The following is a 12675-nucleotide window of genomic DNA, read 5'->3' as shown; positions in this document are numbered from 1 at the left end:
TAATTAACTCATAATTTTGCCTGGAATATCATTCTACTATGTATTTGTGTAATTAATTCTGTCTAACTACTTAAATACACAGCTTGGTGTAAGTATTTATGAATCTGGCTGACATCAAACTTGTTACTTTTGCCCAATCGATAAGCAAGGGCTAAAATTTTGGGTTCCTCATAAGCCTTCAAAAATTGAGTAATAATGTCCAGCTTCGAGTAAAATATATTTTCTGAATCCTCTTCATCGTTTTGAATTTCAGAACCCCGATGACTGTTAATTACACCCTCACGATCCTGTGTACCCAACTGACCAATATCATCTATATAACCTTTCTCAATACAAATTTCTTTAAAAGTGCCTAGAATTTTGTATATTAGGAAAAATAAATCTCGTTTTCCTACAAATGTGTCAAGCTCAGAGAGTCTATCATAATATCCTTTAGGTAGATAAAACTACACTTTGTCATCTTGCTTTTGAATGCCAACAAACGAGTAATTATCGGGTATTATTAACTTTAAGGAATTGAAGTTAATCATAATTGGCAAATCCTAACAATACTCTTTTGTTCTTCCGTACTTACTCTGCTGAAATTTTAGTAAATAGCTGATATCAAAATTCAGAGGGCTTGCTGACATAAGAGCTGAAACCTAGTTCACATACTTTTTGGGTAAATTCTTCCACCACATCTATAAAATCTGAATAGGCTGTTAATTTTACCTGCTTATTTGGAGTCGATAAAAACTTTTCTAAGGGCCGTTTATCTCTGGCAAATACACTATCCCAAAGATAAAACATCAATTTATCTTTTACTTCACTAAGATCCACTTTGCCGTTTTCTGGTTTTATGAACCACCAACCAATTTGTTTATCTTCAATCCGCCGAATCACCTGATAATTAGATTTAATCAATTCGTTTATTCCCACAATATAGTATGAATAGTCTGACCACCATTCTATTTCTTTAGCATCACTGACTAACTTCACATCTCGCAATTCTTCAGGAATAGATTCTTCGTTAAATGTTCCTACTGGGGCCTTAACGTATTCCCAGCCCCACCGCCGTTTAAAGGCGCTGTCAAGGTAGTAAATTGATTCATCCGAAGTGTTAATTGTCGCGAGAATAGACAAGTTAGGTGGAATATTAATTCGACGTTGCTGTAGAAGGCTACATACTTTGCTGCCATCAGATGATGTATATACTTCCCAATTCTGTTTTTTTTTCTTCAAAAAAATATTTGTACGGTTTTTTAGCAGTTCCATCTTTGACATAAATTACTCCATTATTGTCAATGCTTGGCTCCTGATTCATTGCTTCCAGTAAGCCAACTAACTCCATGTCAGAAATATCGACTTCATAACTCGACCAGCCATCACTTTCGCGATCTAGTAACTGAAATACTGTTCCAAAAATAGCAGCAGCATTGCCTCGATTTAATTCATCAATTACCAGCAAATAATGAGCGTTATTCCCCTCAATTAAACCTTGGTAGGCCATTCCCAAGATGCGGATAAAATGCCCGGGATAAAATTTATAAATAATCGAGCTGCCTTGGGTGAGGGGCAACAATTTTCCCATAAAATCAGCATAGGTGTACTCTGGATGAAACACTGTCTTAACAGTGTGGTTAGTGTCATCGAAAGGGATTCCTAATTTATCTCTAGCAATTTTCCGAATCTGGTAGCTTTTTCCCGTCCCTGGACTACCAAAGAGAATCTTTTGAATCGGCTTAATGTTTTCAGGCATTACGGCTATTTAGTATCAATTTCAATACTTTTCACCAAAAAGTATAACATACTCTCTTTAGCAACATCGAAAAATACTCCCATTAGCATGAAATTTGACGCAGGAAGGGGCGATCGCACTTCTTCACACGCTAAAATAAACTTAGTCACAATTCCATCTAAAAAATTACAACACAACTGTTAGAAGTAGAGGAAAAGCTTGCGGAGGTGGGTGAGTGTAAACATTCTCATCCTCTAGATTCAAATATTTATCGCTCTCACGCACGCTACAGCTACAAACTTTATATCACATTCTTTCCAATACCTTAATCCCCAACAACTCCAAACCCAATTTCAAAGTCCTCGCCGTCAAATCGCACAAAATCAACCGCGAAGTCCGCAACGGTTCCTCAGCTTTCAAAACCGGACATTGCTCAAAAAATTGATTAAATTTTTGACTCAATTCAAACAAATACTGACAAATCCGATTCGGCAACAAATCGCCGCCCACAGCATTCACAACTTCATTCAACTGCAATAAATGCTTTGCCAATACCAACTCTGCATCTGATTGCAAAATTACTTTCGCACCAGCATCTAAATTATCAAAATTAATCTCACCTTTGCGGCGAATTCCCTGCACGCGCACGTAAGCATACAGCATATAAGGAGCGGTATTTCCTTGCAATGCGAGCATTTTGTCGTAACTGAAAATATAGTTGCTGGCGCGATTTTGACTTAAATCGGCATACTTAACGGCACTCAAACCAACTGTTCGAGATACGTTAGCAATGAATTCCTCAGTTTCTTGTCTTTCTTCGAGTTTTAATCTCTCTTCTAAATCTTGGCGCGTGCGGACGATCGCCTCATCTAACAAATCCTGCAACCGCACTGTTTCCCCAGAACGAGTTTTGAGCTTTTTGCCGTCTTCTCCCAATACCAAACCGAAGGGAATGTGGACAATCTCGACATCTTCAGGAATCCAACCTGCTTTTCTCGCAACTGCAAATACTTGGGCAAAATGGTTTGCTTGTCCCGAATCGGTGACGTAAATTATGCGCTTTGCATTGTCTTTTTGGATGCGGTAGCGCACTGCTGCTAAATCTGTGGTGGCGTAGTTGTAGCCGCCGTCGGTTTTCTGCACAATTAGTGGCAGTGGTTCGCCTTCTTTATTGGTGAAACCGTCTACAAAAACGCATTTCGCGCCGTCACTTTCTACTAGCAAACCTAAGTTGGTTAAATCTTCGACTACTGCGGGCAATAATGGATTGTAAAACGATTCGCCGCGTTCGGTTAATTTGATATCGAGCAAGTCGTATATTACTTGAAATTCGCGGCGCGATTGATCGCACAGCAATTTCCAAGCGCGGCGGGTGTCTTCGGCGCCTGCTTGCAGTTTTACTACTTCTTGGCGGGCGGTTTCTTTGAAGGTTTCGTCTGCGTCGAAGCGCTGTTTTGCTTGGCGGTAAAATGCGACTAAATCGCCTAAGTCTAGGGCGTCAGCGGTTGTGAGGGCTTCGGGGTGAACTTCGCGCAAGTATGCGATCAGCATTCCGAATTGGGTGCCCCAGTCGCCGATGTGGTTGATTCTGAGTACGTCGTGGCCTTGAAATTCGAGGGTGCGGGCGATCGCATCTCCGATGATTGTCGATCGCAAGTGTCCGACGTGCATTTCTTTGGCTATATTCGGACTGGAAAAGTCGATCGCGATTGTCTGAGGCGTTTTGGCGAATTCAATCCCCAAACGCGAGTCGCCGGCGATCGCACTAATTTGCGCTTCCAAATAAGCCGGTTTCAGCTTCAAATTGATAAAACCTGGCCCGGCGATTTCTGGGGTTTCGCAGATGTCACTAATATCTAGGTTTTCGATGATTGTCGAGGCGATCGCCCGCGGCGGCTTTCCTAACTTTTTCCCCAAACTCATTGCCGCGTTGCATTGAAAGTCCCCAAAGTTGGGATTGCTGGCGGCGGCTAGCATCGGATCTGCACCTGCATAACTTTCGCCGAATGCAGCGGTGAATGCTTTTTCAAATTTTGCTTTTAACTGTTGGGCGATCGAGTTCATGTTTAATATTTTGATTGGATGTTTATTTTAAACTCTAGATTCAGCACTTTGTGGCAATAATACTCTCACTACTTAGGTAATTTCCCTCTGGTTCTCTCCCTCTGGGCCTATCCCCCTCTCCTCACCTAGTAGGAAATTTTGTACTTAGCTTTGAGCTGCTGATACGATCAAAATTATTGGCCGTGATAGCACAGAGTACATTTTATCACAGTTGCGATCGCTACACAAATTAAAAAATGTCACATCAAGTCCATGATCTCGATCGCTAGATCATTTTGTTAAATCGCTTACATTAAGGTATGTTAAAATTTTTTCAATGCACCCAAAAATCCTACGAAAGGAAGTAGTTATGCTATCTCAACCAATTTTTGGCGATCGCTCTCTGACAATCGCCTTTTATCAAGCAGTAATCGATCGCTTCTACAACGGTTTCAGTCTCTCCACCGAAGCACTATTACGAGACTGTACCCTCGGCTTCGCTCCCTGTCCCGATGGAGTCAAAACCTTTTTCATTATCGCGCCTAGTCTCGATGCAGCAGAGCAACTAATGGAAAAAATGGACAGTATTTTGGAGCGAGTTGCCGAACTCATGGCTGGAGTCGGACAAGTTGCCCTGTGCATAGTTCCCCCCGGCAGCGAAGCAGAGCAACCGATAGATCTGCAAGACTTAGAAAAAGTTCCCCCAGATTGTCTGGCTTGCAAATTCTTTACAATTATATGGGCCGATGCTGCGACCGATCGGTAAAATTGACAGTTAGCAACCAGCAACTCAACACGGTTCGGCCCAAGCTGTGATCGTGGTGGCGCGGGGTAGATTGTCTGTTAGTTACAGTCCCTGGAATTATCGGGCAAAGCGTGTAGGTAATTCGATCGTTTGCAAGGTTGCACTCGCAATCCTTGGCAAGTGTTAAACAAGCCGAAAAAATATATATCAAAGGCCCGCTTGTCAGTCGCTCAGATTTTTTCCTGCCGGCTCAAACAGCCGTGCATCTACTTTTTACATTCCCAATAAAGGCCACTAAAAAGCCGCATCAACTCTCCTGGGTGTCTCGCTTCAAAAGACAGCAGCAGGAATTAGGCGGTATCGCTGGAAAATAGATTTTTGCGAAATATCTGCGGATGTTCAGAATAAGCAGAAATATTCTCAAAAATAGATAATAGTTCCGCAGGTTTACCTCAGAAACCCGGTTTCTACCCCCGCGCTTCATATTCGCGGTTCGCTGGGAAATTGACAGAAAATAGACTGTTTGTAGGAGAGTCACCACCTAGAAACAAAGCAAAGCTTTACAGAAAAAAAGAGCTGTTTTCCAGCGCCACCCCTGGCAGTACAGAGCGATCGTACCACAAGCTCATAGAATTTGTTAAAAATTTCAGTTGAAAATTTGAATTATTAAATTTTATGCCTAACATTGGCGATAAAATCTAAGATTGAAATTCTCAAATCTGAAATCAAGGCATCATGGTAAAACTGACACCAAATCCCAGCTTTAGTTTAACAATTCGGGTTGCTCTGCCGAACCAGCCGGGAATGCTGGCAAGAGTCACCAGCGCGATCGCATCTGTCGGTGGCAACTTCGGCCAAATCGACTTGATCGAGCAAACCCGCGCCACTACCGTTCGCGATATCAACGTCGATGCCTCCAGCATCGAGCACAATGAAGAAATAGTGCAAGCAGTGAAAGGACTGCCAGATATCAGAGTGATCGACGTGTACGATCGCACTTTCAACTTGCACCGCGGCGGAAAAATCAGCGTAGTTAGCAAAATTTCCCTCAAACGCCAGTCAGATTTGGCAATGGCATACACCCCTGGAGTGGGCCGCATCTGCACTGCGATCGCCAATGACCCGCAACAAGTTTATAACCTCACAATCAAACAAAATACTGTTGCCATTGTTACCGACGGTAGCGCAGTTTTGGGACTGGGAAACCTCGGCCCTGCCGCCGCACTGCCAGTCATGGAAGGCAAAGCCATGCTATTTAAAGAATTTGCAGGTATTGACGCCTTTCCTATCTGTTTGAATACCCAAGATACCGAGGAAATTATTCGCACAGTGCAGAATATCGCCCCGGTTTTTGGCGGCGTTAACCTCGAAGATATTTCTTCTCCCCGCTGCTTTGAAATCGAAGCAAGATTGCGGGAAACCTTAGATATTCCCATTTTTCACGACGACCAGCACGGCACTGCGATTGTTAGTTTGGCAGCACTAATTAATGCCTTGAAAATCGTCAAAAAAACCATCGCAGAAGTGTGTATTGTGATTAACGGAGCCGGTGCGGCCGGAGTTGCGATCGCCCGGTTGCTGCGTAAAGCAGGTGCCCAAAACATCATCATGTGCGACTCCAAAGGCGTCCTTTCCCAAGACCGCACGGATATGAACCCAGAAAAACTAGAATTTGCTGTGGCTTCGAGCGGTACTTTGGAAGATGCGATCGCCGGTGCCGATGTATTTTTAGGCGTCAGCGCCCCCGGCGTTCTCACCCGGTCAATGGTGCGTTCGATGGCAGAAAATCCCATTGTTTTTGCAATGGCAAATCCCATTCCTGAAATTCAGCCAGAATTAATTATGGAAGATGCGGCGATCATAGCAACCGGACGCAGCGATTACCCAAATCAAATTAACAATGTTTTGGCATTTCCGGGGATATTTCGAGGTGCTTTGGACTGCAAAGCAACCACGATTACGCCCAGTATGTATTTGGAAGCAGCTTATGCGATCGCCTCTTTAGTCAGTCCTTCTCAGCTTGACAAAGAACACATTATACCGTCTGTTTTTGACGAAAGAGTTGCCATTGCAGTCGCCGGTGCAGTGCAGTTGGCTGCCAGATCCGAAGGTATTGCCCGCGATTAATTGAAGGAAGAAGGAAGTCTTCCTTCTTCCTTCTTCTCTCTTCCTTAATCAAGGATAAAACTCACAGCAATAAACAAGATAATAAAGATATAATTAAATAAACCAAGTCCAGCTAGGTCAGATGCAAAGCCAGTTAGGAAAAGCCAAGCGCAATCGCTCCCGTTGCCAATTGTTAGAACTGTGCCCGATGGGGCTGGCATTGTGCCGGACGGACGGGACTTTTCTCGACGTAAATCCAGCTTTTGCAAGTATTATCGGCCGCACAGTTGCAGAAACTCTCCACCTCAACTACTGGGAAATTCAGCAAACACAGTGCGCGCGCCCAGAAAAATATCTAGAATGTCAAGCAAAAAATAGCCACACGCACCTGTGCGAAGCAGCATACAAACACAAAAACCAGCATCTGGTACCCGTGCGAGTTTCCGAGCGGGCAATTGAAACAGGGGGAGAGTGCGCGATTTGGCTGAGCGCTGAAGAAATCTTTAATAATCGGGATCAAAATAGCGCTCCCCTAGAATCTGCGCTTCCGCAGGGCAATTCACATCTGGAAAAATTGCTGACAAAGCAGACGGAGGAACTGGAAAAAACTCAGCAACTACTCGAAGAAAAAATCTCCGAACTGGAACAAACTCAAGAGAAATTACGTCTCCAAAGTCAAATTATCGACCAAGTGCACGAGGCGGTAATTTCTACAGATATGGACGGCTCGATTACCATTTGGAATCAAGCCTGTCAAAAGTTATACGGCTATGAAAAAGCTGAGGCTATCGGACAGCACATTTCTCTAATTTACCCGCCCGAACAGCACGAATTTTTGTTAGAGCAAGTCATCAAGCCGCTACAAGAAAAAGGCGAGCATGAAATAGAAGTTATAACACGCCGTAAATCGGGAGAAAATGTTTCCTCGCACCTGATGCTGTCGCTCTTGAAAGACAACACGGGAGAAGTTGTGGGGATGATTGGCTCTTTAACAGATATCAGTATTTGCAAAGCTTTAGAACAAGAATTAGCACAGAGACAATCACTATTTGATGCTTTTTTGAAGGAAGCCCCGGCGGGAATTTGCATTTTGGACTCGCAATTGCGCTACCTGCAAATTAATCAATTTCTAGCAGAAATAAACTGCCTGAGTCCTGAAGAACACATAGGCAAGACTGTACGCGAAATATTGCCGAATATCGCTCCTATTGTAGAGCCTCTGTACGAACAAATTTTGAGGACGAAACAACCCTTAATTAATATCGAGATGAGTGGTGACAATCCCAGAAAGCCTGGGTTTGTCCGACACCTGACAGGCTCTTATTTTCCCTTGCTAGACAAAGATGGCGAGGCTCTCGGCATCGGTGCCGTTGTAGTTGACATTAGCGATCGCAAACAAGCAGAAGCTGCGCTGCAAAAAAGCGAACAGCTTTACCGCACTATGGCAAGCAACTTTCCTAACGGTGCGGTGATGTTGTTCGATCCAGAACTGCGCTACACGCTGGTAGAAGGTACAGAATTAGCAGCAGTCGGGCTTTCCAAAGAATTGATGGAAGGCAAGACAATCTGGGAAGTATTCGAGCCAGATGTTTGCGCTGATATCGAGCCAACTTATCGGGCGGCACTGGCAGGAAAAACAGTTGTTACAGAAATTTTTTACAGCGATCGCGTTTACCTCGGTTATGCTTTGCCAGTCAGAAACGAACGGCAAGAAATTATCGGCGGATTGCTAATGACTCAAAACATTACGGCTCGCCAATTAGCAGAAGAAGCGCTCAGAGAAAGCGAGGAAAAATATAGGTGCATTGTCGAGACAGCGGACGAAGGAATTTGGATCATAGATGCGGAGGGTAAAACTACTTTTGTCAACAAAAAAATGGCCACTCTGCTCTGCTTTACCCCAGAGGAAATGATCGGGCAGTCACTATTTGCTTTCATGGATGCAGAAGGCATGGCGATCGCACAAATCAGTCTCGAACGCCGCCGTCAAGGAATTCGCGAACAGCTCGATTTTAAGTTCCGTCGCCGAGACGGCAGGGACTTGTGGGCGATGGTTTCTACTAATTCCTTGGCCGACAAACAGGGACGCTATGTGGGCGCTTTGGCAATGGTTGCTGATATTACCGAGCGCAAGCAAACAGAAGCCGCATTGCAGCAGTCGGAAGCCAAATTTCGATCGCTCTACGAATTAACCAGTTTGCCTGTTTTTATGCTATGTGACAATGCCATCACCGATGCTAACACAGCCACCCTAAAACTATTCGGCTGTACTACCCCGCAACAGTTGTACTGCCAAAACCCTGGCACACTCTCGCCTCCTTTCCAACCCAATGGCAAAGATTCTTTGAGCATGGCTGACGACATGATAGCGATCGCTTTTGAGCGGGGAAAGCACCGTTTTGATTGGGTTCATCAGCGCTTAGACGGTACTGATTTTCCCGCAGAAGTCGTGCTGACAGTCATCGAGGTGGGAAATGAAAAAATTATCCAAGCAGTAATACAAGATTTAACAGATCGCAAACTTGCAGAAGAAACATTAGTGCGATCGGAACAAGCCCTCAGACAGCAAGCAAGACGACAACAACTGCTCAATCAAATTGCCAACCAGATTCGCACATCTTTAGATTTAGACACAATTTTAGAAACCGCAGTTCAAAAAATTCGCAATTTGATGCACATAGATTGGTGCCTGTTCACTTGGTATCGCCCAAACCGCAATCCTCCGGTTTGGGAAATAGTTTGCGAAGCGAAGAATGCAGCTTTGCCGAGTTTGCTCGGTACTTATTCTGTAGAGGATCAATCTAGTGTCGCCCTGCCACAGATTTTGCAGCGACACATCCTGCGAATTGATGATGTCAGCACTTTTGAAGATTTAGAAGTGCGCGAAAATTTCCAGACCTTAAAAATTAACTCAGTGCTGTCGCTGCCAGTTCAAACTGCTTCAGGCGATATTGGGGCAATTACCTGCTATGAGGCTGTGTCCATGCGAAATTGGAGCGACTCGGAAGTCGAACTGATGCAAGCGGTGGTCGCTCAAATTGCGATCGCGATCGACCACGCTGAACTGTACACCCAAACCCGCAAAGCGGCACGACTAGCTCAAGCTCAAACTCAACAGCTAGAAGAAACTTTGCGCGAACTAAAACGTACCCAAACTCAATTAATTCAAAGTGAAAAAATGTCAAGTTTGGGACAGTTAGTAGCAGGTGTCGCCCACGAAATTAACAACCCAGTTAATTTTATCTACGGCAATCTCAGCTACACCAGCGAATACACTCAAAACTTGCTAAAAATGCTGCAACTTTACCAGAAGGAATACCCGCAGCCTAGCGCAAGAATTGTAGATGCAAGGGATGACTTTGAAATTGATTATCTCATTGAAGATTTACCAAAAATTTTAGCATCTATGAAAGTCGGAGCCGATCGCATCCGCGACATAGTTTTGAGCCTGCGAACTTTTTCAAGACTTGACGAAGCCGAAAAAAAACAAGTTGACATTCACGAAGGTATTGAAAGCACGCTGCTAATTTTGCAAAACCGCCTGAAACATAAAGCTGATCACCCGACAATTAATGTGATTAAAGAATACGGTAATTTGCCTTTAGTTGAATGTTATCCCGGTCAGTTAAATCAAGTATTTATGAATTTGTTGAGCAATGCGTTAGACGCATTGGAAATGGAGATGAAGGAATCCAATCGCACCGCTAAAAATCTCGCAATTACGATTCGCACCCAAGTAACCGACAATAACAGCGTTGCCATATGGATAGCTGACAGCGGCCCTGGGATGAGCGAAGATGTCCAAAAGCGCTTGTTTGACCCGTTTTTTACTACTAAACCCATTGGCAAAGGAACTGGCTTAGGGCTGGCCATTTCGCACTCTATTATAGTAGAAAAACACGGCGGCAAGCTTTCTTGCAATTCTGTAGTGGGAGAAGGTTCCGAATTTGCGATCGAGATTCCTCTGCAGCAAAAATTAAATTAAAACCCGTTGTATCGGTATCATATCAAATCCCATCGAGCGATCGGATTTGATATGATTCAAATCCGATTCTTTACGGTCAGATGCACACCACCAGCGGGTGCCATTGTCAAACCGCGACGTACTGGCAGTACGGGACTATTTTCTGTAAGTTCTAAAGAGTATCGTGACAGCACTTTCGCCAATACTAACTTCATTTCAAACATGGCAAATGCCGCCCCAATACAGCGGCGGTTTCCTCCTCCAAATGGCAAATATTCGTAAGGTGAAAATTGACGTTCGAGAAAACGTTCGGGTTTAAAGCGCTTAGGTTCCGGGTAAATATCAGGACGGTGGTGAACCAAATAAATACAGGAAGAAACTATCATTCCTTTGGGAAGATTATAACCCATTAACTGCATCGGAGCTTGCAGAAGGCGCGGAAATGCAAAAAATACGATCGGATAAATCCGCAGCGTTTCGCAACAGACAGCATTCAAATACGGGAGTTTAGTTATTTCCGCCGGATCGGAATTTTCTAAATCAATAGAATTGAGTTCTTGCAACAGTTTTTCGCGGACTTCTGGGAGGTAGTGAATCCAATACAAAGCCCAGGCTAAAGCTGTGGCTGTAGTTTCGTGTCCCACGAATAACATTGTCATTAATTCATCCCGCAATTCAACGTCGCTCATCGGCTGTCCTGCTTCGTCACGAGCTGAAATTAACAAGCTCAGGATGTCTTCGCCTAATGGTTCAGACTGAGTTTTGCGATCGCGGATTTCTTGATAAAGCAGTTCATCTAAACGCTGTCTTTGTCGCAGAAACCCTCCCCAAGGACTCCAAGCACCTAAATCTTTTTGCAACGAATTGATAAACAGAAAGGTAGCGCTTAAGGGATTGCTAAAAAAATTTAACATTTTAACAATAAGTTGCTGGATTTGCTGGTATCGTTCTCCTTCGCTCAGCCCGAAAACTGCGTGCAATATCACTTCCAAGGAAATCTCCTGCATAGTTGAATGCGCGATAACCGAGTTACCAGGAGACCATTTATTAATTACTTTTTCGGTGGTATTGCGGATGATTTGTCCGTAAGCTTTCATGCGTTCACCATGAAAAGGTGGCATTAAAAGTTTGCGCTGCTGCAAATGTCGATCGCCATCTAACAACAATAACGAATTGGGGCCTACTAAAGGTAGCGCTATCTGGTTTCCCGTGCCGGATTCAAAAAGTTTTGAATCCGCTGTAAAAACTTCTTGAATAGCTTGAGGATTGCTAATAATTACCTGGGGCGGAAAATTGCTGAATTTGCTGGTAAAAATGTCACCGTAGCTTTTATAGTTTCGTTCTAAATAATACAGAGGATTTAAAATCCCCCGCACTGTCTGAACAAATCTATTATCTTTAGGGCCGTCTAAAACTTTGTTGAGAGCATCATTTTGAGATTGAGAGTTTTTTGTAAGGATAGTCATTGGTTTTTCTCCTATTTTTAGGGTTTTACAAAACTAATGAAAGCAGAATTTATGTGTCAAAAAAAACGCCACTCTCAGTTATAAAAAAATAGTACGCAGTAGGCATCATAAATTAGTACGGCAATATTAGGATACAGAGTAACTCCCAGGCAAAAAGCTAGTTCTATCGGCTCTTTAAGATAGCCTATCCAAAACGCCATTCTTCCCAAAACAAACAAAATTGCCAAAATTGGCATCAGCTTGATGCTGTAAGTATCTAAAAAGGTAGAAAGGATTAAACTGCCTACAAAAAACAGCACAAATTGCTCTAGAGTGTTGCTCAGATAACGTAAATTAATCCGCATTGCTTCTGATTCGGCATTCGCTAAAGGGTTGATGGCTGGGCTGCTAAATCTACCATTACCAACTGCAACTATGCCAGCAAATAACATCAGTACCGGAAAAATTGGGCAGCGAAGGGCGAAGATTAGGCGCGACTCTGCGCTATGGAAGGGCGGTAGGGGCAGCGCTATCACAAAATAACTAATCAGTACAAAAGTAAGGCAGAAGGTTAAGGCAGAAATGCCTCGCCAAACAACTCTTTGCTGTTGTGCATTGAAACTGAGTAAATTAATCATTGTTTATAGAAACCCAA

9 protein-coding genes are annotated in these 12675 nt (G+C 43.6%); 3 read left to right on the top strand and 6 right to left on the bottom strand.

What is annotated here, in order from left to right:
* Positions 1-603: 603 nt before the first annotated feature.
* The 4 genes from QUA24_RS16680 to argS form a co-directional block, all read right to left on the bottom strand.
* Entirely contained in the window at positions 604-1263 is a 660-nt protein-coding gene (locus tag QUA24_RS16680; protein WP_333230815.1) for a hypothetical protein, read from the bottom strand.
* Positions 1178-1738, bottom strand: a complete 561-nt coding sequence (locus QUA24_RS16675; RefSeq protein ID WP_333230814.1) for a hypothetical protein — start codon at positions 1736-1738, stop codon at positions 1178-1180. Before QUA24_RS16675 ends, QUA24_RS16680 begins: the two co-directional genes overlap by 86 nt.
* 5 nt (positions 1739-1743) lie before the next feature.
* A complete protein-coding gene (locus QUA24_RS16670) occupies positions 1744-1887 on the bottom strand; it encodes a hypothetical protein (RefSeq protein ID WP_333230813.1) in 144 nt (47 codons plus the stop codon).
* Between the two features lie 136 nt (positions 1888-2023).
* Entirely contained in the window at positions 2024-3781 is a 1758-nt protein-coding gene (gene argS, locus QUA24_RS16665; RefSeq protein WP_333230812.1) for an arginine--tRNA ligase, read from the bottom strand.
* A 349-nt stretch (positions 3782-4130) separates the two neighbouring features.
* On the opposite strand from argS, the gene QUA24_RS16660 reads away from it, so the two are divergent.
* The 3 genes from QUA24_RS16660 (at position 4131) to QUA24_RS16650 (ending at position 10596) form a co-directional block, all read left to right on the top strand.
* A complete protein-coding gene (locus QUA24_RS16660; protein ID WP_333230811.1) occupies positions 4131-4526 on the top strand; it encodes a hypothetical protein in 396 nt (131 codons plus the stop codon).
* A 714-nt stretch (positions 4527-5240) separates the two neighbouring features.
* The gene (locus QUA24_RS16655; protein WP_333230810.1) at positions 5241-6632 is read left to right on the top strand and encodes a malic enzyme-like NAD(P)-binding protein; all 1392 of its coding nucleotides are present in this window, start codon (positions 5241-5243) and stop codon (positions 6630-6632) included.
* A 121-nt stretch (positions 6633-6753) separates the two neighbouring features.
* Positions 6754-10596 (top strand): PAS domain S-box protein, encoded by a 3843-nt coding sequence (locus QUA24_RS16650; RefSeq protein WP_333230809.1) that lies wholly within the window; start codon positions 6754-6756, stop codon positions 10594-10596.
* Positions 10597-10652: 56 nt separating this feature from the next.
* On the opposite strand, the gene QUA24_RS16645 is transcribed toward QUA24_RS16650, so the two are convergent.
* Both QUA24_RS16645 and QUA24_RS16640 read right to left on the bottom strand, forming a co-directional pair.
* The gene (locus QUA24_RS16645) at positions 10653-12041 is read right to left on the bottom strand and encodes a cytochrome P450 (RefSeq protein ID WP_333230808.1); all 1389 of its coding nucleotides are present in this window, start codon (positions 12039-12041) and stop codon (positions 10653-10655) included.
* Between the two features lie 74 nt (positions 12042-12115).
* Positions 12116-12658, bottom strand: coding sequence for an MAPEG family protein (locus QUA24_RS16640; RefSeq protein ID WP_333230807.1), 543 nt, complete (start codon positions 12656-12658; stop codon positions 12116-12118).
* Between the last annotated feature and the right edge of the window lie 17 nt (positions 12659-12675).

It is taken from the genome of Microcoleus sp. Pol12B5 (assembly GCF_036701335.1).
Taxonomy (GTDB): Bacteria; Cyanobacteriota; Cyanobacteriia; order Cyanobacteriales; family Microcoleaceae; genus Microcoleus.
Note: the sequence above shows the minus strand (reverse complement) of the source record. Positions and strands in the feature narration are given on the sequence as shown.